The 22,642-nt window shown below is 66.9% G+C and carries 26 protein-coding genes; 10 read left to right on the forward strand and 16 right to left on the reverse strand.

Features of this window, described 5'->3' with window-relative positions; all coding sequences use genetic code 11:
- Window positions 1-8: 8 nt before the first annotated feature.
- Window positions 9-275 carry an usg protein gene (locus AABQ55_RS15620; RefSeq protein ID WP_244769619.1) on the forward strand — a complete coding sequence of 89 codons (267 nt, stop codon included), beginning with the start codon at window positions 9-11 and terminating at the stop codon, window positions 273-275.
- Between the two features lie 13 nt (window positions 276-288).
- Here AABQ55_RS15620 and AABQ55_RS15625 read toward each other — a convergent pair whose 3' ends face one another.
- The gene (locus AABQ55_RS15625; RefSeq protein WP_398431444.1) at window positions 289-1,017 is read right to left on the reverse strand and encodes a DUF2270 domain-containing protein; all 729 of its coding nucleotides are present in this window, start codon (window positions 1,015-1,017) and stop codon (window positions 289-291) included.
- A 131-nt stretch (window positions 1,018-1,148) separates the two neighbouring features.
- On the opposite strand from AABQ55_RS15625, the gene AABQ55_RS15630 reads away from it, so the two are divergent.
- The 3 genes from AABQ55_RS15630 (at window position 1,149) to AABQ55_RS15640 (ending at window position 3,395) form a co-directional block, all read left to right on the forward strand.
- A complete protein-coding gene (locus AABQ55_RS15630) occupies window positions 1,149-1,964 on the forward strand; it encodes a class I SAM-dependent DNA methyltransferase (RefSeq protein ID WP_272805655.1) in 816 nt (271 codons plus the stop codon).
- A 164-nt stretch (window positions 1,965-2,128) separates the two neighbouring features.
- Complete coding sequence (locus tag AABQ55_RS15635; RefSeq protein ID WP_272807474.1) at window positions 2,129-3,019, forward strand: NAD(P)-dependent oxidoreductase; 891 nt, start codon at window positions 2,129-2,131, stop codon at window positions 3,017-3,019.
- Window position 3,020: 1 nt separating this feature from the next.
- Entirely contained in the window at window positions 3,021-3,395 is a 375-nt protein-coding gene (locus tag AABQ55_RS15640) for a hypothetical protein (RefSeq protein ID WP_272805656.1), read from the forward strand.
- A 27-nt stretch (window positions 3,396-3,422) separates the two neighbouring features.
- Here the strand turns inward: AABQ55_RS15640 and AABQ55_RS15645 are convergent, their stop codons facing one another.
- The 3 genes from AABQ55_RS15645 to AABQ55_RS15655 all read right to left on the reverse strand — a co-directional run bounded on the left by AABQ55_RS15645 (window position 3,423) and on the right by AABQ55_RS15655 (window position 5,267).
- Complete coding sequence (locus AABQ55_RS15645) at window positions 3,423-3,911, reverse strand: Lrp/AsnC family transcriptional regulator (protein ID WP_064329937.1); 489 nt, start codon at window positions 3,909-3,911, stop codon at window positions 3,423-3,425.
- Window positions 3,912-3,977: 66 nt separating this feature from the next.
- On the reverse strand, window positions 3,978-4,622 hold the full coding sequence (locus AABQ55_RS15650; protein WP_272805657.1) for a uracil-DNA glycosylase family protein: 645 nt from the start codon (window positions 4,620-4,622) through the stop codon (window positions 3,978-3,980).
- 81 nt (window positions 4,623-4,703) lie between these two features.
- The gene (locus AABQ55_RS15655) at window positions 4,704-5,267 is read right to left on the reverse strand and encodes a thermonuclease family protein (protein ID WP_272805658.1); all 564 of its coding nucleotides are present in this window, start codon (window positions 5,265-5,267) and stop codon (window positions 4,704-4,706) included.
- Window positions 5,268-5,541: 274 nt separating this feature from the next.
- Between AABQ55_RS15655 and AABQ55_RS15660 the strand changes: the two genes are divergently transcribed.
- Window positions 5,542-7,077, forward strand: coding sequence for a sensor histidine kinase (locus AABQ55_RS15660; RefSeq protein WP_244769613.1), 1,536 nt, complete (start codon window positions 5,542-5,544; stop codon window positions 7,075-7,077).
- A gap of 183 nt (window positions 7,078-7,260) precedes the next feature.
- On the opposite strand, the gene AABQ55_RS15665 is transcribed toward AABQ55_RS15660, so the two are convergent.
- Both AABQ55_RS15665 and cobT read right to left on the reverse strand, forming a co-directional pair.
- On the reverse strand, window positions 7,261-7,638 hold the full coding sequence (locus AABQ55_RS15665; RefSeq protein ID WP_244769612.1) for a diacylglycerol kinase: 378 nt from the start codon (window positions 7,636-7,638) through the stop codon (window positions 7,261-7,263).
- A 100-nt stretch (window positions 7,639-7,738) separates the two neighbouring features.
- Complete coding sequence (cobT, locus tag AABQ55_RS15670) at window positions 7,739-8,755, reverse strand: nicotinate-nucleotide--dimethylbenzimidazole phosphoribosyltransferase (RefSeq protein ID WP_244769611.1); 1,017 nt, start codon at window positions 8,753-8,755, stop codon at window positions 7,739-7,741.
- 419 nt (window positions 8,756-9,174) lie between these two features.
- On the opposite strand from cobT, the gene AABQ55_RS15675 reads away from it, so the two are divergent.
- Genes AABQ55_RS15675 through AABQ55_RS15685 form a run of 3 tightly spaced genes read left to right on the forward strand, consistent with a single transcriptional unit; the run spans window position 9,175 to window position 10,911 of the window.
- On the forward strand, window positions 9,175-9,957 hold the full coding sequence (locus tag AABQ55_RS15675; protein ID WP_272805659.1) for an adenosylcobinamide-GDP ribazoletransferase: 783 nt from the start codon (window positions 9,175-9,177) through the stop codon (window positions 9,955-9,957).
- A 37-nt stretch (window positions 9,958-9,994) separates the two neighbouring features.
- On the forward strand, window positions 9,995-10,216 hold the full coding sequence (locus AABQ55_RS15680) for a DUF1289 domain-containing protein (RefSeq protein ID WP_244769609.1): 222 nt from the start codon (window positions 9,995-9,997) through the stop codon (window positions 10,214-10,216).
- Window positions 10,213-10,911 (forward strand): retropepsin-like aspartic protease family protein, encoded by a 699-nt coding sequence (locus tag AABQ55_RS15685; RefSeq protein ID WP_244769608.1) that lies wholly within the window; start codon window positions 10,213-10,215, stop codon window positions 10,909-10,911. The genes AABQ55_RS15680 and AABQ55_RS15685 overlap by 4 nt, the downstream gene beginning before the upstream one ends.
- Here AABQ55_RS15685 and AABQ55_RS15690 read toward each other — a convergent pair.
- From AABQ55_RS15690 to AABQ55_RS15710, 5 genes are all read right to left on the reverse strand, one after another.
- Window positions 10,908-11,669 carry an ABC transporter permease gene (locus AABQ55_RS15690; protein ID WP_244769607.1) on the reverse strand — a complete coding sequence of 254 codons (762 nt, stop codon included), beginning with the start codon at window positions 11,667-11,669 and terminating at the stop codon, window positions 10,908-10,910. The genes AABQ55_RS15685 and AABQ55_RS15690 overlap by 4 nt on opposite strands.
- Complete coding sequence (locus AABQ55_RS15695) at window positions 11,666-12,592, reverse strand: ABC transporter ATP-binding protein (protein WP_244769606.1); 927 nt, start codon at window positions 12,590-12,592, stop codon at window positions 11,666-11,668. The genes AABQ55_RS15690 and AABQ55_RS15695 overlap by 4 nt, the downstream gene beginning before the upstream one ends.
- A 91-nt stretch (window positions 12,593-12,683) precedes the next feature.
- A complete protein-coding gene (locus AABQ55_RS15700; protein ID WP_272805660.1) occupies window positions 12,684-13,505 on the reverse strand; it encodes a sulfite exporter TauE/SafE family protein in 822 nt (273 codons plus the stop codon).
- Window positions 13,506-13,874: 369 nt separating this feature from the next.
- The gene (locus AABQ55_RS15705) at window positions 13,875-15,068 is read right to left on the reverse strand and encodes an extensin-like domain-containing protein (protein WP_272807475.1); all 1,194 of its coding nucleotides are present in this window, start codon (window positions 15,066-15,068) and stop codon (window positions 13,875-13,877) included.
- A 525-nt stretch (window positions 15,069-15,593) separates the two neighbouring features.
- Window positions 15,594-17,414, reverse strand: coding sequence for a methyl-accepting chemotaxis protein (locus tag AABQ55_RS15710; RefSeq protein ID WP_272805661.1), 1,821 nt, complete (start codon window positions 17,412-17,414; stop codon window positions 15,594-15,596).
- A 205-nt stretch (window positions 17,415-17,619) separates the two neighbouring features.
- Between AABQ55_RS15710 and AABQ55_RS15715 the strand changes: the two genes are divergently transcribed.
- Both AABQ55_RS15715 and AABQ55_RS15720 read left to right on the forward strand, forming a co-directional pair.
- Window positions 17,620-18,006: an acyl-CoA thioesterase gene (locus tag AABQ55_RS15715; RefSeq protein ID WP_244769603.1), complete on the forward strand. Its 387-nt coding sequence runs from the start codon at window positions 17,620-17,622 to the stop codon at window positions 18,004-18,006.
- Between the two features lie 17 nt (window positions 18,007-18,023).
- Window positions 18,024-18,614, forward strand: coding sequence for a hypothetical protein (locus tag AABQ55_RS15720; protein WP_272805662.1), 591 nt, complete (start codon window positions 18,024-18,026; stop codon window positions 18,612-18,614).
- A 2-nt stretch (window positions 18,615-18,616) separates the two neighbouring features.
- Here AABQ55_RS15720 and AABQ55_RS15725 read toward each other — a convergent pair whose 3' ends face one another.
- From AABQ55_RS15725 to AABQ55_RS15745, 5 genes are read right to left on the reverse strand one after another with little or no spacing between them, the layout of a single operon-like run.
- Window positions 18,617-19,789: a DUF1501 domain-containing protein gene (locus AABQ55_RS15725; RefSeq protein WP_272805663.1), complete on the reverse strand. Its 1,173-nt coding sequence runs from the start codon at window positions 19,787-19,789 to the stop codon at window positions 18,617-18,619.
- 9 nt (window positions 19,790-19,798) lie between these two features.
- On the reverse strand, window positions 19,799-21,271 hold the full coding sequence (locus AABQ55_RS15730) for a DUF1800 domain-containing protein (protein WP_272805664.1): 1,473 nt from the start codon (window positions 21,269-21,271) through the stop codon (window positions 19,799-19,801).
- Window positions 21,272-21,328: 57 nt separating this feature from the next.
- Entirely contained in the window at window positions 21,329-21,682 is a 354-nt protein-coding gene (locus AABQ55_RS15735; RefSeq protein ID WP_272805665.1) for a DMT family protein, read from the reverse strand.
- A gap of 57 nt (window positions 21,683-21,739) precedes the next feature.
- On the reverse strand, window positions 21,740-21,997 hold the full coding sequence (locus tag AABQ55_RS15740) for a hypothetical protein (protein WP_272805666.1): 258 nt from the start codon (window positions 21,995-21,997) through the stop codon (window positions 21,740-21,742).
- Entirely contained in the window at window positions 21,994-22,581 is a 588-nt protein-coding gene (locus AABQ55_RS15745) for an NAD(P)H-dependent oxidoreductase (RefSeq protein ID WP_272805667.1), read from the reverse strand. Before AABQ55_RS15745 ends, AABQ55_RS15740 begins: the two co-directional genes overlap by 4 nt.
- Window positions 22,582-22,642: the final 61 nt, after the last annotated feature.

Raw genomic sequence — 22,642 nt, forward strand, 5'->3', positions numbered from 1 at the left:
AGGTCGCTATGACGAACGACATGGCAATGCAGCTCAAGGGCTACGGCATGACCACGGCCCAGATCCTCTACCGCATGCCGGATCATCCGCAGCTCCTGCAGACCTATATCTGGCAGCACTACGATCTCGCCCCGGAGTTCCCGGAGATGAAGAGCTTCCTGAAATTCTGGCAGGAGAAGCTGGACGGGCCGTTGCACTCGGTGCGCTACGTCCACCGCCGGCTGATCTCGGCGACGGAATGGCGTGCGCTGAAGGGCGAGTTCATTCTCAACTGAGGCGCAGCCATGATCAGACGTGCACGGACCCGTGCGCCAGCTCGCTGTCGGACATGTCCACCTTGAGCGAGAAGTAGAGGATGGCGACATAGAACAGCAGCACGAGGGCGATCACCACGCCGCCGGGCACCGGCCCGAGCGCCGCATTGGCGACCACGTGCTCGAAGGCGAGCGTCATGTCCTTGCCCGCCGTCGCCGGCCGCTGCATCATCGAGGACGAGATCTTCAGCGCCCAGGCGAGCAGCAGGATGAGGTAGAGCCAACAGTAGTTGCGCCGCAGCCGCCGGCAGGCCGCATCGCGGTAGCTGATCAGGAATTCCGGCTTGCGCAGGCTCTTGGCGATCGGCGCGGCCCAGTCGAGGTCCAGCGCGGCGCGCGGATTAAGGATCTCGGCGAAATAGAAGCGCTCGAGCTGGCGCACCCGCGCCCGGTAGACGTCGAAGAACCGGTAGCGCCGCGCCTCGATCATCAGGAGCAGCGAGACCAGCAGCATCGCGAAGAGCAGCACGCCATGGTGGGAGGTCGGCGTCGAGAGCGAGACCGACAACAGCGCCGCCACCACCGTGATCGCCCAGTTCGAGGTGCGGTCGATGCGGTCGCGCCAGCCGGCCATGCGCCCGAGCTCGCCGCGATAGTAGTGCACCATCGTGTTGATCGTCTCCATCGGCGTTGCGGGCAGCGCCGGACTGCCGGTCCGTTTCGTTTCGGTGGAGAGCGGGAAAGGGGGCGTATCGGCGGGCATGTCATTCCTCCCAATGGTCTTTTTGGTTTTGGGAAGAAGATCATGCGCCTCTTTCAGCAATTGATAAATGCCTATTTGCGCCCGAAAGGCGCCATTGCCAAAGCCCTGCCCGGGCCGTAAGAGACGCCTCCATGAAGAAGATCGACGAAGACGCGCTCGCGGAAGCCTACAACCGCGCCCTTTCGCTGGAAAAATCCGGCGATTTCGATGCCGCCGCCAAGGCCTATGCCGAGGTTCTGGCGCTCGATCCGGAAGACCATGGCGGCGCCGCCGTACGCCTTGCCGCGATGGGCCGCGGCGATACGCCGGAAAAGGCGCCCGACGCCTATGTCACCACGCTCTTCGACCAGCATGCCGAGGTCTTCGACAACGTGCTCGTCGACCAGCTCGGTTATTGCGTGCCGCTCACCGTGCGCCAGCGCTTCCAGGCGCTGGGGATGGGTCCGTTCAAGCGCGTGCTCGACCTCGGCTGCGGCACGGGGCTGACCGGCGGCGCGCTGCGCGACATGGCGGAGGACATCACCGGCATCGACCTCTCGGAGAACATGGTCGAGATCGCGCACGACAAGGATCTCTACGAGACGCTCTATGTCGCCGAGGCCGTCGATTTCCTCGACGACAACGACGACGAGCCCTTCGACCTCATCACCGCGACGGACGTGCTGCCCTATCTCGGCGCGCTCGAACCGCTGTTCTTCGGCGCGGCCGAAAACCTCGTGCCCGGCGGCCATTTCATCTTCTCCTCCGAGACCCTGCCCGACGAGACCTTCGCCGGCCGCCCCTTCATGGTCGGCCCGCACCAGCGTTTTGCCCATGCCGCCGCCTATGTCCGCCAGCGCTTAGAGGAGACCGGCTTCGACATCGTCGAGATCACCGACATCACGGTGCGCCTCGAAGAAGGCGAGCCCATCCCCGGCCATCTCGTGCTGGCGAAATACCGCGGCTGACGCGGCCGTTTGCGGATGACGACCGATCCTCGGGTCGAGCCCGAGCAGCATCACCCTCCCTCCGTCATCCTCGGGCTCGACCCGAGGATCCACCGGCGCACCCACCGCATCCGACGAGAAGCACTTTCCCAAAAACCGTTGATCCGCTACACCTCCTGCCAAGGATTGCAGGAGGTTACAGCATGGCAAAGGTTGCATTCATCGGTCTCGGCGTCATGGGCTATCCCATGGCGGGGCACCTCAAGGTCAAGGGCGGCCATGAGGTCGCGGTCTACAACCGCACCTTCGCCAAGGCGGAGAAATGGGCCGCCGAATTCGGCGGCAAGGCCTTCCGTACCCCGGCGGAAGCCGCCGAGGGTGCCGATTTCGTCTTCACCTGCGTCGGCAATGACGACGACCTGCGCTCCGTCACCATCGCCGAGGGCGGCGTCTTCGACGGCATGAAGCCCGGTGCCATCCTCATCGACAACACCACCGCCTCCGCCGAAGTCGCGCGCGAGCTCGACGCCGCGGCCCGCGAAAAGGGCTTCGCCTTCGTCGACGCGCCCGTCTCCGGCGGCCAGGCCGGCGCGGAAAACGGCGTCCTGACGGTCATGTGCGGCGGCGAGAAGGACACGTTCGACAAGGCGCGGCCGGTCATCGGCGCCTATGCCCGCATGGTCGGCCTGATGGGTCCGGCGGGGGCCGGCCAGCTTGCCAAGATGGTCAACCAGATCTGCGTCGCCGGCGTCGTGCAGGGGCTCGCCGAGGGCATCCATTTCGGCATGAAGGCGGGGCTCGACATGGAGGCGGTCATCGAGGTCATCTCCAAGGGCGCGGCCGGCTCCTGGCAGATGGACAACCGCCACAAGACGATGATCGCCGGCAAGTACGACTTCGGCTTCGCCATCGACTGGATGCGCAAGGACCTCGGCATCGTGCTTTCGGAAGCCCGCCTCAACGGCGCGAAACTGCCCGTCACAGCGCTGATCGACCAGTTCTACGGCGACGTGCAGGACATGGGCGGCAACCGCTGGGACACGTCCTCGCTGCTCGCGCGCCTTCAGGGGAAATGACGTGGCGCTCCGCCGCGCCCTCCTCGCCCTGACCGCCGGGGCCGCGCTTGCCGCCCCGGCGCTGGCGGACGACGCGGGCCGGCAGGCGCTCGCCGCCGCCCTGCACGGCAAGATCGCCGCGTGCTGGCTGCTGCCCGCGGACCTGCCGGACCATGTGCAGGCGGTCCGGGTGAAATTCTCCCTGACGGAAGCGGGCGAACTCGACGGCTCTCCGGCAATCGACGGCCCGGTCGGCGGCGATGCCGCGACAAAAACCTTCGCCGCCAGCACGGTGCGCGCGGTCGTGCGCTGCGCGCCCTTTGCCGGGCTGGCGAAGCTTGCGCCCTATGGCGCCTGGAAGACGGTGGTCGTGACCTTCAAGCGGCCGGATTCCTGAAAGCCCGGCCGCAGCGGCGCAAAGCGCCTATTCCTCGCCGCTCTTCTGGTTGTCCACGACCATGTAGTCGAGCGGCAGCTCGGTCGTGTACTTGATCTGCTCCATCGCGAAGGCCGAGGAGACGTCGCGGATCTCGATACGGGCGATCATGCGCTTGTAGAAGGCGTCATAGGCGGCGATATCGGGCACGACGACGCGCAGCAGGTAATCCACCTCGCCGCTCATGCGGTAGAATTCCACCACTTCGGGGAATTCGACGATCACCTCGGAAAAGCGCTTCAGCCATTCCGTGGAATGGGCGTTGGTGCGGATCGACACGAAGACCGTGACCTTGGTGTTGATCTTGACCGGATCGAGCAGCGCGACGCGCTTGCGGATCACGCCGTCCTCTTCCATCTTCTGGATGCGCCGCCAGCAGGGCGTGGTCGAGAGCCCCACCTTCTTGGCGAGATCGGCCACGGCGAGCGTGGAATCTTCCTGCAAGAGGCGCAGGATTTTGCGGTCCAGACGGTCCATTGACTTCCCCTACGAAATTTAATTCCCTCATATACCGCGATTGCAGCAAATTGAAAGAATTGCATTTCATTCCGTAAGGGTTTTCACCCGCTTTCGCAACTCGGGCAGAACCTCCGCCTCGAACCACGCATTGCGCTTCAGCCAGCCGGTGTTGCGCCAGCTCGGATGCGGCAGCGGCAGCACGGCCGGCCCCGCGTTGCGATGGAGGTGCCGGCGCCAGTCGCGCACCGTCTCCGTCATGCTGGCGGCCTTCGCCGCCCCCAGATGCCAGGCCTGGGCATATTGGCCGATCGCCAGCACCAGGTCGATCTGCGGCATGGCGGCGATCGCCCGGGCGCGCCAGAGCGGCGCGCATTCGCGCCGCGGCGGCAGGTCGCTGCCATGGGCGTCGTAGCCCGGGAAACAGAGGCCCATCGGCACGATGGCGAATTTCCGCGGATCGTAGAATTCTTCGCGCGTCACGCCGAGCCAGTCGCGCAGCCGGTCGCCGGACGCGTCGTTGAACGGCAGGCCGCTTTCATGCACCCGCAGCCCCGGCGCCTGGCCGGCGATCAGGATGCGCGCGGCATCGGAGAGGACAGCGACGGGCCGCGGCTCGTGCGGCAGCCGGTCCCGGGGCCCCTTCGCCGGCGCGTCGCGACAGAGCCGACAGGCCGTAATCGCCGCGCCAAGGGCGGCAATCGCGCCGTCGGGTTCCGCATCGTCCATCATGCGTCCGTTCTAAAGCAATTCCCGCAAAGGTGCGAAGCGGTTTTGCGCCCGGAAGCGCGGCGAAACAAAAGGTTGGAATGCCTAAAGCCCGAAAACGCGCAGAATCCCGTCGAGGATGCCCGGCTCCGCATCGTGCACATCTTCCTGCGGCCGGCCGTTCGTCCTGCGCCATTGCTGCGGCATGTCGAATTCCGCCCCCCACAGGCCCTTGCGCTCCGCCCGCGCGAACTGCTCCTCGTCCTCATAGCTGCCATAGGCGACCGCGAGCCCCTCGCGCACCATGCGCGCGCCGAGATCGCCCGCCGTGTTCTCGCAGCGCGCCAGCCAGCGGTCGTATTTGTCCGTGCCCTGCGTCCGGCAGGTGATCGGTCCTTCGCGCAGCAGCTCGGCAAGGCGCGAGCGCGCGGCGGCGCCGCAGCGCCAGTCCGCGCCGTCGCGCCGGCAGGTCTGCGTCAGCTCGGGCGAGTCCATGCCGACGAGCCGGATGCGGTGGCCGTCGAGCGTCAGCGTGTCGCCGTCCGCCGCCCGCGCCGCGCCGGTGAAGGTCTCGCCGCCACCGCCGCCGACGCGCACCACGATCAGCGCCGTCAGCGCCAGGATCGCCATCGCCACGCCGACATCGCGCGCCCGCCTGGTAAGCCCCATGGAATTCCGTTCCTCGCGAAGGGCGGTTCCGGCAAAGGCGCGCGCGGGCAGCCAGCCTCCGGAACCGCGTAAAATGAAAGAGATAGGGTGTTTTCGCGATTCGGAGAAAGGCGCAAATACCCCGGCGTCATGCCGTTACGTCACGATGGTGGCGCGCTGCCGGCGGGCTGTTCCGGAAAATGCCGGAATGGTTCGCAAATGGTTTATGCGCGGCAGCATCTTCTTAAGGATTCCCCCCTAGAATTCAACGCCGTCCGCAACAGTTGCAATCGTGATGAGTACCGGCGTCAGTACATCGACCGACAAGATCATCGTCGACAAGTCGCGCAGCCATAGAAACAAGGCTGTTTCGCGCACCGTCCGCGCGACCCGGGAACGCCTGCAGACCGCCACGGGCATCGCGCCCGGCTTCGAGCGCGAGATGCTGCAGCTGCACGTCGCCTCCGCCGCCCAGAGCGCGCTCGCCATTCCCGTCGTGGTCATGCTGATCGCCGCCGTCGGCGTCTACCTCACGCAGGAAGTCGGCCTCGTCGCCTGGGGGATCCTGGCCCTCAGCGTGCATGCGCTCGGCATGATCGTCGCCCGCAGGGCGCGCGCGCAGGAGATCACCGCCGACAACACCCGCCGCTGGCAGCGCGTCTTCCTCGCCGCCCAGGTCGCCATGGGCCTCACCTGGGCCGCCTTCTCCCTGCAGACCTGCGGCCCGTGCGGCGAGGTCACCTTCGATTTCTACAAGGGCTCGGCCCTGCTCGTGGCGCTGGCCGTCACCGCCATCAGCACCTTGATGCTGCGCCATGCGGTGCTCTATGCCTTCCTGCCGACGGTCGTCGCGCTCTCCGTCTCGGCCCTGCTGCGCCCCGACCCCGCGACCTTCGGCATGGCGGCGATCATCTCCGCCGCGCTGATCTTCCTCATCTTCATGACGAACCGCCTGCGCCACACCAGCGCGCAGCTGCTTTCCTCGCAATCGGAGAAGGACGACCTGATCGCCGAGCTGGAAGTGGCCAAGTCCATGTCGGACGAGGCGCGCCGGCGCGCCGAAGAGGCGAACCTTGCCAAATCCCGCTTCCTCGCCTCCATGTCGCATGAGCTGCGCACGCCGCTGAACGCCATCCTCGGCTTCTCCGAGGTCATGTCGACCGAGGTGCTCGGGCCGCTCAGCAACCCGGTCTACAAGGAATACACCTCCGACATCCACCGCTCCGGCCAGCACCTGCTCAACCTCATCAACGAGATCCTCGACCTCTCGCGCATCGAGGCCGGCAAATACGACCTGTCGGAGGACAGCGTGCATCTCGTCGATATCGCCGAGGACTGCATCGGCATGGTGCAGCTGCGCGCCCGGGCGAAGAACATCACCATTTCCGAGCAGGTCGAAGGCGACATGCCGGCCGTCTGGGCGGACGAGAAGGCCCTGCGCCAGGTCATCCTGAACCTCTTATCGAATGCCGTGAAGTTCACGCCCCAGGGCGGCGAGATCCTCGTCAAGGCGGGCTGGACTGCCGGCGGCGGCCAGTACATCTCGATCAAGGACAACGGCCCCGGCATCCCGGAGGAGGAGATCCCCGTCGTGCTCTCCGCCTTCGGCCAGGGCTCCATCGCCATCAAGAGCGCCGAACAGGGCACCGGCCTCGGCCTGCCGATCGTCCAGGCGATCCTCGCCAAGCACAATGGCGAGTTCATCCTGAAATCCAGGCTGCGCGAGGGCACCGAGGCCATCGCCATCCTGCCGGCCAAGCGCGTGCTGCAGAGCCTGCCCGCCGTCACCGAGACCCAGGCCGTCGCCCCGCGCAAGAAGAGTTTTGCCTGAGACGATCGCAGCGATGCGGCTCGCAGATCCTCGGGTCGAGCCCGAGGATGACAGCGGGGACGATAGGCTGTGCGATCATGGAACCGGTGCGGCATGGGGAAGCGCCGTCATGGACAGCCACCCCTATCTTCTTTCGTCATCCTCGGGCTCGACCCGGGGAGCCTTGAGCCTGCCCGAAACCGCTCAGATGAACTGCGACACCACCACATAGCCGGCATAGACGGCATTGGCGGTGATCAGGCAGAAGACGGCGAAGGAGCCGAGGTCCTTCGAGTGCTTGCCCATCTCCGAGATTTCCGGCGAGACGCGGTCGACGATCTCCTCGATCGCCGTGTTGAGCGCCTCGAAGGCGATCATCAGGAGGAAGAGGATCGCCATGGCAACGTACTGGAAGAACGAGGCGCCGACCACGGTGAACAGCACCATGGCGACGCCGAAGGCGATCAGCTCGTGGCGGAAGGCGGATTCACCGAGCAGCCGCCGCGCGCCGGCCGCCGAATAGGTCGCGGCCGCGAACAGGTGGCTGATGCCCGTCTTCTTCTCGATTGGTGCCTGACCCATTCCCGCAATCCCGTTGTCGCCGCTCTCATGAAACACGCCCGTGTGACGGGCGTGCCTCGAGGTCTCAATCCTGCCATTGAGGCTTTTTGCCGGCCGCCCGTTACGTCCGGTTGCTGACGCCCGCCTGAACGAAGGTCGCCATGCCCGAATGGCAGGCGGCCGCCGCCTTGACGATGCCGGCGGCAAGCGCCGCGCCGGTGCCCTCGCCGAGCCGCATGCCGAGCGCCAGCAGCGGCGTCTTGCCGAGCTTCTCGATCGACTTCAGGTGCCCCGGCTCGGCCGAGACATGGCCGATCAGGCAATGGTCGAGCGCCGCCGGATTGGCCGCGCGCAGGATCGCGCCGGCCGCCGTCGCCACATAGCCGTCGAGGATGACGGGGATCTTCTGCATGCGGGCGGCGAGGATCGCGCCGGCCATGGCGGCGATCTCCCGGCCGCCGAGGCGGCGCAGCACTTCGAGCGGGTCGGAAAGATGCGCGCGGTGCAAGTCGACGGCCTTCTTCACCGCCGCCACCTTGCGCTCCAGCACCGCGCCTTCCGAGCCGGTGCCGGGCCCGACCCATTCCTCCGCCGTGCCGCCATAGAGCGCCAGGTTGATCGCCGCGGCGATCGTCGTGTTGCCGATGCCCATCTCGCCGATGCACAGGAGGTCCGTGCCGCCGGCGACGGCCTCCATGCCGAAGGCCATGGTGGCGGCGCAGTCGCGCTCGGAGAGCGCCGCCTCCTCCGTGATGTCGGCGGTCGGGTAGTCGAGCGCGAGGTCGAAGACCTTGAGGCCGAGATCGTGCGTCACGCAGATCTGGTTGATCGCCGCGCCGCCGGCCGCGAAATTCTCCACCATCTGCGCGGTGACGGAGGACGGATAGGGCGTGATGCCCTGCTGGGTGACGCCGTGATTGCCGGCGAAGATGGCGACCAGCGGGCGCGTCACGGCCGGCGGACGGCCGGTCCAGGCGGCGAGCCAGAAGGCGATCTCCTCCAGCCGGCCGAGCGCGCCCGGCGGCTTGGTGAGCTGCCTGTCGCGTTCGCGCGCCGCCACCAGCGCGGCCGAATCGGGACCGGGCAGGTTGCGCAGCAATTCACGAAAATCATCGAACGGCAGGCCGCTGGCACTCATCTTGGGGAATTCCTTAAGTTTCGGCTTTCAAAGGCGGGTGTTTGGTGTCTCCTAATAGAGGCAGGGCGCGAATCCGACAACCGCATTTGCGGCGGCCGGCGCCGCGTTTTGCGGATGGGACGTCTGGCGGCGTGCCGTGCGGGTGGATCCTCGGGTCAAGCCCGAGGATGACGGAGGAGAGGAAGGGCCAGGACGGTCCGGAGACTTGTGCAGGCATGGGCAGGAACGGGCAGGCTGGCGGCAGAGGTGAGCGCGGTCCAGGCGTCCGCAAGCGGTCCGGGAGCACACAAGCGTCCGAAGCGGCCTTACAGCGGTCGCGGCATCGCTTTTGTCGCCGACCGCCCCCCTCCTCCGTCATCCTCGGGCTTGACCCGAGGATCCATCCGTACGGCACCCCCTTTCCATTAACGGGGACTCACTTGGCCATTCAGGACTACATCGACGACACCGCCCGCTCGGTCGCCTTCCTCTCGCGCGTGCCGGTGCCGCAGCGCCACTTCATCGGCCATGACGGGCGGCTGTCGCGCGCCGTGCGCGCCTTCCCGCTGGCCGGTATCCTGATCGTGCTGCCTGTCGCCGCCCTTGCCGCCCTCCTCTCGGCCCTCCATGCGCCGCCGCTGCTCATCGCCTTCGCCACGCTCGCCGCCCAGGTCCTCGTCACGGGCGCGCTGCACGAGGACGGGCTTTCCGACAGCGCCGACGGCATCGGCGGCGGGCGGGACCGCGAGAGCGCGCTCGCCATCATGAAGGACAGCCGCATCGGCTCCTATGGCGCCGTCGCGCTGATCCTCTCCTTCGGGCTGCGCGCCGCGGCCATCGCCGCCCTTGCCACCACCCTCCCCCCGTCCGGCCTCGGCATGGCGCTGCTTGCCGTCGCCGCGGCCAGCCGCACCGCCATGGTCTGGCACTGGTCGCTGCTGCCGCCCGCCCGGCAGGGCGGCGTCGCCGCCTCGGTCGGCGAGCCGGACGGCGGCGCGACGACCGTCGCGCTTGCAAGCGGCATCCTCCTTGCCGCCGCCCTCCTCTTGCCGCACGGCGGCGTGCTCTCCCTCGGGCTGGCGCTCGTCCTCGCCGTCGCCGCCGTCATCGCCTTCAACCGCGCCGCCCTCGGCAAGATCGGCGGGCATACGGGCGATACGATCGGCGCCACGCAGCAGCTCGCGGAAATGTCAGTGCTCTTCGCCCTTGCCTTGGCGCTCTGACCTGCCGATATAGGAAGGACAATTTTCGGGAGCCGCGATGGAATCGCCCTGCATCCTCGTCTGTTCGATCGACATGGTGACCGGCTACTGCTTCGGTTGCGGCCGCACGCGCGATGAAATCGGCGCCTGGACGCTCTATTCGTCCGATGAGCGCCGCGCCATCATGGCCGAGCTGCCGGCCCGCCTCGCCACCGTCGAGCGCAAGCCGCGGCGCGAGACCCGCCGCGCCCGCATGGCCCGGGAGCGCGACGAAGCATGAGGCTCTACGTCCTTCTCGGCATCCTCGCCGTCGGCCTCGGCGCCCTGATCCTCAACCATGACAACGGCCGCACGATGGGCATGGACAACAACGATTTCGGCCGCCTCGTCACGCTGTCGGCGCTTGCCACGATGATGGCGGCGGGTGTTCTGGCCGGGCGCCGGCAATGGGGCGAAAGCATACGCCAGGCCGGCATCTGGCTCCTGATCATGCTCGCGCTCGCCGCCGGCTACCTCTACCGCTTCGACCTGCAGGAGGTCGGCAACCGGCTCACCGCCGGCCTCATCCCCGGCCGCGCGGTGGTGACGACGGGCGCCGACGGCGAGCAGATCCTCGTCATCCACAAGGGCGTCTCCGGCCATTACGAGGCCGACGTGACGATCGACGGCACGCCGCTGCGCATGCTGGTCGATACCGGCGCCAGCTCCGTCGTGCTGTCCTACGAGGACGCCATGCGCCTCGGCATCAACCCGGACAACCTCGTCTTCTCCATCGACGTCTCCACCGCCAACGGCCGGGCGCTAGCCGCGCCCGTCACGCTGCGCCAGGTCGCGATCGGCCCCATCCTGCGCGGCGCCATCCGCGGCATGGTCACGGAACAGGGCCGGCTGGAACAGAGCCTGCTCGGCATGAGCTTCCTCGAAACGCTCGGCTCGATCGAGATCACGCGCGACGAACTGCGGCTGAAGGACTAGTTCTTCAGCTTGTAGCCCGTCTTGAAGATCCAGGCCGTGATCGTCAGGCACACCGCCAGGAAGCCGAGCACCGTCACGAGGCTGACGACGGGGCTCACGTCGGCGATCTCGTAGAAGCTCCAGCGGAAGCCGGAGACGAGGTAAAGCACCGGATTGAAGTGGCTCACCGCCTGCCAGAAGGGCGGCAGCATGTCGATCGAATAGAAGCTGCCGCCGAGGAAGACCAGCGGCGGGATGATCAGCATCGGGAAGAGGTTGAGCTGCTCGAAGTCCTTCGCCCAGATGCCGATCATGAAGCCGAACAGGCTGAAGCTGACGGCCGTCAGCACGAAGAACAGCACCATCATGAACGGATGCCTGATCGAGATGTCGACGAAGAGCGAGGCGGTGACGAGGATGATCGTGCCGACGATCAGCCCCTTGGTCGCCGCCGCGCCGACATAGCCGATGACGATCTCGAGCGTCGAGATCGGCGAGGACAGGATCTCGTAGATCGTGCCGGTGAACTTCGGGAAGTAGATGCCGAAGGAGCCGTTGCCGATGCACTGGTTGAGCAGCGTCAGCATGATGAGGCCGGGCGCGATGAAGGCACCGTAGGAAACGCCCTGGATTTCCTGCATGCGCGAGCCGATCGCCGCGCCGAAGACGATGAAGTAGAGCGAGGTGGTGATGACGGGCGACACGATGCTCTGCAGCAGCGTGCGGCGCGTGCGCGCCATCTCGAATGCGTAGATGGACTTGATCGCCTCGATGTTCATCGGCCCTCTCCCACCAGTTCCACGAAAATGTCTTCCAGCGAACTCTGCTCGGTGGAGATGTCCCTGACCCGAAGCCCCGCCTGCGACAGCGCGGAAAGGAGCGAGGAAATGCCGGTGCGCTCGCCGGAGGCATCGAACTCGTAGACGAGCTGTCCGCCGCCCTCGGCCAGCGTCACCCCATAGGACGACAGCGCATCGGGCACCGCCGTGAGCGGCTCGGCCAGTTCCACGGTCATCTGCTTGCGGCCGAGCTTCGCCATCAGCGCCTTCTTGTCCTCGACCAGCAGGATCTGCCCGTGGTTGATGACGCCGATCCGGTCGGCGATCTCCTCGGCCTCCTCGATATAGTGCGTCGTCAGGATGATGGTGACGCCGGAGGCGCGCAGGCGCTCGACGAGCTGCCACATGTCCTTGCGCAGCGAAACGTCGACGCCCGCCGTCGGCTCGTCGAGGAACAGCACCTTCGGCTCGTAGGACAGCGCCTTGGCGATCAGCACGCGCCGCCGCATGCCGCCGGAAAGGTGGCGCAGCATCGTGTCCTTCTTGTCGTAGAGCGAGAGGTCGCGCAGGATGCGCTCGATCAGCGCCGGGTTCGGCGGACAGCCGTGCAGGCCGCGCGAGAAGGCGACCGTGTTCCACACCGTCTCGAAGGCGTCGAGCGTCAGCTCCTGCGGCACGAGGCCGATGATCGCGCGGGTCTTGCGATAGTCGGTGAGGATGTCGCTGCCGGCCACCGTCACCGAGCCGCCGCTCGGCGTGACGATGCCGCAGATGATCGAGATCATCGTCGTCTTGCCGGCACCGTTCGGTCCGAGCAGCGCGAGGATCTCGCCCTCCTCGATGTCGAGATCGACGCCCTTGAGCGCCTGGAACCCCGATGCGTAGCTCTTGGTGAGATTGCGAATGGAAACGATGGGCGCCATGGGAGGTCCGAAGAGAGGGATTTCATGCGGAAGGACACCCTATATGGCGTGCCCTTCGCCGATTTTCACCCTGAGGGCGCAAAAAAGTCGCTCAGCCGTAGATGCTGGCGAGAAAGCGCAGCGAGACGAGGATGAGGAAGATGCCGAAGCCGATCTCGAGCTGCCGCTTGCTCATCGAATGCGCCAGCCGCACGCCCCATGGCGTGACGATGAGCGCGATCGGCACGATGAGCGCGACGGCGACCCAGTTGATGAAGCCGGTGGAGAACGGCGGCAGGCCCGGTTCGCCCCAGCCGGCCCAGATATAGCCGACGATGCCGGGGATGGAGATCAGCACGCCGACGCCGGAGGAGGTCGCCACCGCCTGGTGGATCGGCCGGCCGAAGGAGGTCATGTAGGTGTTGTTCAGCACCCCGCCGCCGATGCCCATCAGGCCGGAAAGCGTGCCGATGACGACGCCCGCCACCTGGTTGCCGATGCCCGTCGGCAATTCGTTGCCGACCCGCCAGGTATCGCGGTTGAACAGCATGCGCAGCGCGACCAGCAGCGCGATGGCGACGAAGACGAGGCGGAGGCCGACGCTGGAGATCACCGCCGCGATGACCGAGGCGAGGATGGCGCCGAAGGGCAGCGCGACGAGCCAGCTCTTCAGGAGGTCCGTGTCGACCGCGCCGCGCAGCCGGTGCGCGGTGAAGGAGCGGATCGAGGTCGGCACGATGATGGCGATGGAGGTGCCGATGGACAGGTGCATGCGCACCGCCTCCGGCACGTCGAGATAGCCGAACACCTGGTAGAAGACCGGCACGAGGATCGCCCCACCGCCGATGCCGAAGATGCCGGCGAGCAGGCCGGACACGACACCCGCCGCGACGAGCGCGAGCGCGAAGAGGGCAAGATCGGCGACGGACGGCATGGCAGGCTCCAGGGGATCCGCCAGGACGGCGGCGACTCGCGGGAATTTCGCATTTGCGAAAGCCGCACTGTCATCAAACCGTGACCCATTTCAACCATTGTCTCACGCGAGGCCGCCCGGAACGCCCTTGCACCCCGCTCTCCAGGCGTTTCCATTGCCCTGCGCGCAGCGGCCTTGCTCCCGACCCTGAGGGAGCGATCGGCGGTTCCCATCCGCCCGCTTCCTCCGCGGAAGCCCGCCTTGCATCTTCGCCGGTCCGCGCCGGCGCCGGTGATGGAATGTGACGTTCCAGGCAGCCGCACCCTACGCGCTGCCACCCCTTTTCGACCGGCGGCCCCGCCGGTCTTTTTTTGTCCCGGGATCAGGCAGCTACAGGCTGCAATGCCTGTAGCCGGACTTGCGCACCCTGAGGTCGAAGTGGAAGTGGTCCTTGTGATAGCGGTCGCTGCCGGGGCCTAGCACGGTGGAGAAGTACTTGCAGCTGTCGCTGCGCACCGACTTCAGCAGTCCCTTCTCGCGGAAGGCGAAGAAGCCCTTCTTCTCGATGGCGATCGCCTTGCCGTTCTTCAGCACGATCTTGCCGACGTCTATGGCGTTGCCCTTGGCGTGCTCCGACATGGCGGCGCCGCGCTGCGAGTTCATGGTGCGGCAGGAATAGGAGGACATCTGGTGGATGGCCGAGACGCCCGAGAGGTAGCGCGCGCGGCTGGAGGGAACCAGCTCGTGCTTCACCCAGCGCGCGAAGGCCTCGGTGATCTGGCAGTTGACCTGTGCGGCCGGCTTGATCTGGATGCCGCCGGAAAGGCCGGACAGCTCGATCGGCCAGGCGATGCCGCAGGAGCGCCCGCGGGAAATGCGCGGCACGTCGCGGAACTTGACGCCGAGCTTTGCCAGGCGCTGGCGACAGGCCTTTTCCGAGGCCGGCATGCCGCCCATGGTCTCCGGCATCTGCATCGGGTTGTTGAGGCGCGGCAGGAAGGCGACCTGCTCGCCTCCGCTCGCCTGCCGGCGGCGGGTCGTCGCCTTGTCCGGCACCTGGAGATAGCCGCCGCCGTCCGGCGCCTCGCCAAGCTCGACGCCGGCCTCCGACATCGGGATCGTCGCCGGCTGGCCGACCTGCTGCGGCGTCTCCGAGCCGATGCCGCCGACGACGACCTGGGTGGCGTTGCCCTCCGCGATCTCGCCCGCCTGCGCCTCCGCCAGCCCTTCGACGCGCCCGACACCGAGCTCCGCATCCATGTTGACGCCGCCTTCCGGCACGGTCAGCACGCCGGAAGAGGCCTGGACGGGCTCCGTGATGCCCATCGCCTCGTCGCTGTCGATCATCGGCAGGCGCTTCTTCTGTGCAGGCGCGGCCATCGCCGTATCAGCCTCGACCGGGTAATCCGCGAGATCCCCACCCGTATCGCCGATATCGGCGGCGGGGCGCTGCGAAACCTCCTCCGACGGCCGGATGGCGCCGACGATGTCGTCGGGCGGGGTCATCCCCCCGGAACAGGCGGCCAGCATCGCCGGGACGAGGAACAGCCCGAGCGGTCGGCGCAGACGAGAAACAAACGCAATACCCATTGTCACTTCCGCCAGCCCTGCCCCGCGTCCCGCGGGTCCCGGTTGCGCACATTGTTGTCTGGTCATGGTGCAGGCCGCTTTTGTCCGCATTCGGACGGGACAGGCCCGAAACCGGACGCGAAAAGCGATCGTCCTGCATTTCCAGAGGATTTTCGCGCAACAGGGTAAAGGAACCGTTCCCAGGCGCCCCGCGAGATTGATGGGCATGAGCTTGCTCCGTGGCACCCCCCTCTGCCCTGCCGGGCATCTCCCCCTCAAGGGGGGAGATTGGACGGAGAGCCGTCTCGCCCATTTCAAACGTCGCTGGTTGAACTTTGCCCTCGCCTCTTGCCAATCTCCCCCCTTGAGGGGGAGATGCCCGGCAGGGCAGAGGGGGGTGCTACTACACAGGACAACATTGCCTTATGGGGGAGACACAGGCCTTCCGGCTGACCTCCCCACTACAATTGCGCACGCCCCAACGAAAAACCCCGGCGCCTTGGGCACCGGGGCAAGCGTGTCCGGAGATCGTCTTTTGCGTTATGCCGCGCGGCGCCGGTGGTCCGCCGCTCCGGCTGCGTTCAGCCGGAAATTGCCGAGCAGGGTCTTCAGCTGCTCGCTTTCCTGGGTCAGCGTCTGGCCGGCCGCGTTGGTTTCCTCCACCATGGCGGCGTTTTGCTGGGTCATCTGGTCCATCTGGTTGACGGCCGTGTTCACCTCGGCAAGGCCGGTCGCCTGCTCGCGCGCGGCGGTGGCGATGGAGTTCACCTGGTCGTTCACCTTGTTGACCAGCGCCTCGATCTCGGTCAGCGCATCGCCCGTCGAGCGCACCAGCGCCACGCCGGTGCCGACCTCGGCCGCCGAATTGCTGATCAGCCCCTTGATCTCCTTGGCCGCGTTGGCCGAGCGCTGGGCAAGCTCGCGCACCTCCTGCGCCACGACCGCAAAGCCCCGGCCGGCCTCCCCTGCCCGCGCCGCCTCGACGCCGGCATTGAGGGCGAGAAGGTTGGTCTGGAAGGCGATCTCGTCGATGACGCCGATGATCTGGCTGATGCGGCTGGACGCGTCCTCGATGCGGCTCATCGCGGCGACCGCATCGCGAACGATCGTGCCGGAGCGGCCGGTCGACTGCTTGGTCTCGGCCACCATGCGGCTCGCCTCGGCGGCGCGGTCGGAGGCGTTGCGCACCGTCGCGGTGATCTCGTCGAGCGCGGCGGCGGTCTCCTCCAGCGAGGCCGCCTGCTGCTCCGTGCGGTGCGACAGGTTGTTGGCCGCCTCCGCGATGCCGCCGGCGCTGCCGTGCACGATGTCGGTGGAGCGGGCAATGGCGTTGATGACGCTGGAGAGCGCATCGACGGCACGGTTGAAGTCGTCGCGCAGCTTGGCATATTCCGGCGCGATCGCCTGGATCGAGACCGTCAGGTCGCCATTGGCAAGGCGCTCCAGTGCCTGGCCGACCGTGTTCATGGCGTCCGCCTGGCCCTGGCTCACGGCCTGCTGGCGGCGCTCGCCCTCGCTGCGCTCCTCCTCGAGGCGAACCTGCTGCTCGCCCTCGCGAAGACGAAGCTCGGCGCGCTCGGCAACCGACTGGCGCAGGATCGAAACGACCTTGGCCATCTCGCCGATCTCGTCCTTGCGGTCCGTTTCCGGCACGTCACCGGACACATCCTCATCGGCGATCGCCTGCATCGAGGCCTTCAGGCGCGAGACAGGACCGGTCACGCTCTTCACGATGCCGTAGGCGGCGAGGATGATGGCGAGGCCCCCGAGGGCGAGGATGACCGCCGTTTCGATGGCGTTGCGGCGGAACATGGCGGAAAGGTCGTCCGCATAGACGCCCGTGCCGACGATCCAGCCCCACGGGGCAAAGCCCGCGACATGCGAATATTTCAGCACCGGCTGCTCGAAGCCCGGCTTCGGCCACAGATAGTCGACGAAATCCTGGCCGGTCGGGCTTCCCTTCACGGCTTTCACGAATTCGATGAAGATCTTCTTGCCGGTCGGGTCGGCCATGCCGGACTGGTCCGTGCCGTCGAGCTCCGGCTTGATCGGATGCATGACGATCACGGCGTTCATGTCGTTGATCCAGAAGTAGCCGCTGTCCTCGTAGCGCAGCGCCCGCACCGCGTCCTTCGCCCGCGTCTGCGCCTCTTCGCGGGTCAGCGTGCCGGCGGTCTCGAGCGCGTGATAGTGCTGGAAGAGCGTCAGCATGCTCTCGTCCATCGCCGCCAGCTTCGACTTGCGCTCGGCCACCATCGCTTCCTGGTAATGATAAAGGCTGTAGACGAGCGCCGCGACGACGATGGTCAAGGCAAGACCGACGAGCAATGACAGGCGCATGGATATTCTGAGATTCTTCACCGGGCTCTCCTCAATGGACGCGGCACTCCAACCTTTCCGAAAGTCCGGGAAACCCTTTAAAATCGCCTAAAATTGCGATCATCAATTTTTAGAGTTTGAAAATACTCGAAAATACCGATCGTCGGGTTTCGGCCGGCCGCGACTTGCCCTCTTCCGCCATCGCGCGCATTCCGTTAGACCGGTATCAGCCAGGAAGAGGATGCGCATGACCGACACCAGCAGGCCCAATGGACAACTCACCCTTCGCACGCTTGCCATGCCGGGCGATGCCAATGCCGCGGGCGATATTTTCGGCGGCTGGGTCATGGCGCAGATGGACCTTGCCTCGGGCATCCGCGCCGCCGAGCGCGCGCAGGGCCGCGTCGTCACCGCCGCGGTCAAGGAAATGGCCTTCGACCTGCCGGTGAAGATCGGCGACACGCTCAGCATCTATACGGATATCGTGCGCGTCGGCCGCACCTCGATCACGCTGTCGGTCGAGGCCTGGGCACAGCGCTATCTCACCACCACGCTGGAAAAGGTCACGGGCGCCACCTTCGTCATGGTCGCGCTCGACAAGGACGGCCATCCGACCCCCGTTCCGGTCGAATAGCGGCCGGGAGGCCCGCCATGGAGCACACCGCCCCCGATCCCGCCATCTTCAGCCATGTGCGCGTCGTCATCGGCATGGTGGTGAGCCTCAGCCTTGCGCGCCTGCTGACGGGCGTCGCGCTCTTCATCCAGCATCCGGGCAAGCTGAAGCCCTATCCCGTCCACCTCGCCTGGGCCGGCTTCCTCCTCCTGTTCCTCCTGCATTTCTGGTGGTGGGAGTTCCGCCTGCAGGCGCTGACGACGATCGGCTTCGGCGTCTATCTCTTCCTGATCAGCTATTGCTGCCTGTTCTTCCTGCTCGCCGTGCTGCTGTTTCCCACGACGCTCGACGACTATGCCGGCTACGAGGACTATTTCTACTCGCGCCGCAAATGGTTCTTCGGCGCCTTCGCCCTCGTCTTCGCGGTCGATCTCCTTGATACGGCACTGAAGGGAAAGGCCTATTTCGGCTCCTTCGGCTATGAATATCCGATCCGCAACGTCGCCTTCATCGCGCTCTGCCTTCTTGCCGCCGCAACGGCCAGCCGCCGCTTCCACGCCGCCTTTGTCGGCCTCGGCATCGTCTACCAGCTGAGCTGGATCTTCCGCGCCTTCGACATGCTGGAATAGGGTCAGCCGCGCAGATAGGCCGCGTGCCTGTCGAAGCTCAGCCCGGGGAAGACCGCGGTTTCGAGGTCCCGCGCCGAAATGCCGAACTGCTGGCGCAGCATGGCCGCCGCCAGCTGGCGCAGGTCCGTGGTCGGGCGAAGGTCGCGCCCGTCGAGCAGGTCACTGTCCGAAAGCGACGGCCAGTCGCGGTAGACCTTGCCCCCCGCCACGGCACCGCCCGCCAGGACGGCAAGGCCGCCCGTACCGTGGTCGGTGCCTTGCGAACCGTTCTCCCGCGCCGTGCGCCCGAATTCGGTGATCGCCAGGATCGCCGTCTTGCGCCAGACCGCCGGCGACAGGTTCGCCTTCAGCGTTGTGATGGCCACGGCAAGATCCTCGACCGGCCGCAGAAAGGTACGCGTCTGGCTGAGATGGGTGTCCCAGCCCGTAATGGAGAAGCTGGCGATCCGGTGGTCGGCCGCAAGCATGCCCGCCGTCAGCTTCGCGACGGAGGCAATGCCCGTGGCGCGCTTGTCTTCCGTGCCATGGACCGTGTCCGACAGCATGTCCGTCGCCGTCGCCTCGCGCATTGCGGCGGCGAAGAGCAGATCGTTGCGATAGAGCTGGACAAAGAAGGCCTGCTCGTCCTCGGCGAGCGCAAGGTCGGCGAGTGTCGACCAGACATCGACCGGATTGCTGCCCGAAAGGATCAGCTCGGCCGTCGTGGTGACGTCGATCGCCCGGCGGCCGGCGGAGCGCGGAATGCTGGCGATGGCGCGGTTGAGCCAGCCGGTGCGCTCGTCGCGCACCGCCGCGCCGCCGCTTTCCAGCATGTCCTGCCCGTCGAAATGGCTGCGGCCGTCGCGATAGGGCGTCGATATCGCATGCACGAAGCCGAGCTCGCCCGCCTTCCACAGCGGCATCAGGTCCGCCGCGGCGGGATGCAGGCCGAAGAAGCCGTCGAGATCGAGCAGCCCCATGTCGGCGCCGAGCGCCAGCTTCGGCCGCAGCACCTTCAGTGCCGGATCGCCATAGGGCTGCACCAGCGCCAGCCCGTCCATCGCCCCGCGCAGCACGATCGTCACCAGCCGGTTGTCGCCGGGCATGGCCGCGAAGCTGACAGGCGTGACAAGCGGCGAGGCCGCCACGCAGCAGGCCCCGGACAGGAAGGCTCGGCGGTTGATCTCGCGTGCCATGCCTTGCTCCTAACGCCGGTTGAATTCCGGCGAGGCCAGCACCATTGCCAGCCCCACCGCGCGGTTCGGCGCCCGCGAGACGGTCTCGATCGTATCCGCCCGTGCGGCATCCCCCATCGTCGCTTCCAGAAAGACGCGCGGATCGATCTCGCCGCCGAAGCGTGCCACGAGCCGTCGCGCCCAGGCGATGCGCTCGGTGAGCTGGCTGGCAGTGATCCAGGCGGAAAGCCCCTCCTCCCAGCCTGCCGGGCTCGGCGCCGACCAGATCGGCTGCCCGAACCGCTCGACGGTCCCGGCAGAGAGCCAATTGGCCCTCAGCGCCGGCCTGCCGTCGGCCGTCATCATCGTCACATCCTCGAGCACAGCGATATCGGCCGCCGGCCGGTCGGCCTTCTTCGCGCCATAGACCGGCTCGAGCGTCTTCGCCGGCACGTCCAGCGCCCGAAGCGCAGCGACAACGAAGTCGAACGGCTGGCGCGCTTTGCGCCCCTCCTCTTCCCAGCTCCGCGGATGCTCCAGCATTGCCCGGTAGACATCGAGCAATCGCCCGTCGCTGCGCTTCCACGCCGCCACCATCGCCTCCACCACCGGCTCCGGCGGGTCGTCGGCCAGGAAGTGCACGACGAGCTTGCGGCAGATGTGGCGGCGGGTCTCCTTGCGTGCAGCAAGGTCGTCGAGCAATGCATAAATCTGCTCGATCTCCCGCCGCTTGCCGCCGTAGTCCTTGCCGAGCACCCGGTAGACGCCCGGCTCGGCCGAACGCCGGCGGAAGACCGTCTCGTAGACCGGTGCCCGATACCACCACAGCCCCGTCAGCACATAGGCGGCCGAGCGCACGTCCTCCTGGCTGTAACCGCTGCCCGCGCCCATCGTGTGCAACTCGATGAGCTCGCGTGCGAGGTTCTCGTTGAGACCGCGGCCGGATTCCACCCCCTGCGGAGAATTCGGTCCGATGGAGGCGGTCTGGTCGAGATAGGCGAGCATCGCTGGATGCAGCACGGCTGCCTTCAGGAGATCGGAGAAGGAGCCGGCAAGATGCGGGCGGATGGCCTCCGCCTCATGCATCGGCGCCAGAAGCCGCATGACGCCGCCCTTGCGCACATCGACAGTGAAATGATCGCACCAGAAGGCGACGAGCCGCTCGTAGAAACCGTTGGGCGAAAAGGCGGCCTGGCGGACCTTCAGGTGCCGGTCGCGCTGCATGCTGTTGACGAGCGCGATGTTGTAGGGATTGATGGGACGCATGCCGACGGTCATCAGCATGTCCTTGTCGCGCGCCGCCTTGTAGGCGACGTTGAGCTCGCGGTAGGCGGAAAAGCGCGCGCGCCGTCCCTCGATGCCCTCGTGGGGAAAGAGGCAGGTCTCGCGGGTCCCGCGCTCCACCTGGCGCAGGAGCGCATCGACGCTCTCCGGCGCCGCCTCGCCTGGCCTTCGGCCGTAGCCGAAACGTATCGACGCCATGGTCGTAAAGGTCGTGGTCACGCAAGCCTCATCCGATCCGTCCCATGCTTACGCCGGAATGCGACTATTTTAGGAGCCCTATCCCTTGAACACAAACGTCGCGCCGGCTGCGATCAGCAGGAAGCCGATGGCGTGGTTCCAGGTCAGGCTCTCCTTCAGCCAGAAGACCGAGAAGCCGGCGAAGACGACAAGGGTGATCACCTCCTGGATCGTCTTGAGCTGGGCCGCCGAATAGACCTCGTGGCCGATGCGGTTGGCCGGCACCGCCAGACAATATTCGAAGAAGGCGATGCCCCAGCTGGCCAGAACCGCGACGAGGAGCGGTGCGGACTTGAACTTCAGGTGCCCGTACCAGGCGAAGGTCATGAAGACGTTGGAGAGGCAGAGCAGCACGATCGGCCAGACGGCCGCCGGAGTGAGGCTGAAGGACATCGCGAATCCTGATTCTTAAGGAGGTCGGACAAGGGCATACCCGACCCGCCGCCGCCGTCAAGGCCGCCGCTCCGAAATCGCCCGGAGGGACAGCCCCCCGTCCGGCCGCCGCTCCGCCTTCGCGAGGACGACCAGCGCGACGGCGAGCATCGGCCCGCCGTTGAAGGGATGCAGCGCCCGCAGCATGCCGGACCCCAAATTCTGCCCGGCTATGAACGGCACGGCTTGCGGGACATGGAGCCGCGCGGCCAGCCCCGCCCACCGCCGCGCCGCGGCTTTTCGGGCGATGCAGGAGCGATCGCCGCCAAGGCTCACCCCCAGGCCTCGACGAGATAGCGGCGCGGATCGTCCTCCGGCTCGCCCGCCTTACGCCAGGCTTCGAGCGGGGCGGCATAGTCCCGGCCGGCGGAAAACAGCGAGAGCTCGTCGCGCGTGTCCGCCCGGTAGACGAGGAAGGGCGGCTGCCACGGCAAGCCGCAGCGATGGGCGGTCGCCTCCAGCGGGCGCAGCAGCTCCGCCATGGTGAACCGGTTGGCGCCACCGGGGGCATAGGCTTCCGGCACATTGCCCGCCGTCGCCGCGACGAGCAGCGGCTTGCCCGCCAGCAGGCGGCCCTCCGCCTCGTCGTGGATATAGACCATGCGGGTGAGCACCGCATCCTGCCAGGCCTTGAGGAGCGGCGGCGTGGAATACCACTGGATCGGGAATTGCAGCACGATGCGATCGGCCGAAAGCAGCCGGGCCGCCTCCTCGCCGGCATCGATCCTGCCGTCCGGGTAGAGCGCGTACAGGTCGATGAGCTCGACATCCGGCAGCCGCAGGGCCGAGGCGGCGAGCACGGCATTGGCACGCGAGCGGGCGAGATCGGGGTGAAAGAGAAGGATCAGTGTCTTGCTCATGGCGTCGTCTCCTGTGTTGACGCAACCAGGATGCCGCCCAGCATGAAATCATTCCAATGGA

This window comes from Shinella sp. WSD5-1, assembly GCF_963942435.1.
GTDB lineage: Bacteria > Pseudomonadota > Alphaproteobacteria > Rhizobiales > Rhizobiaceae > Shinella > Shinella yambaruensis.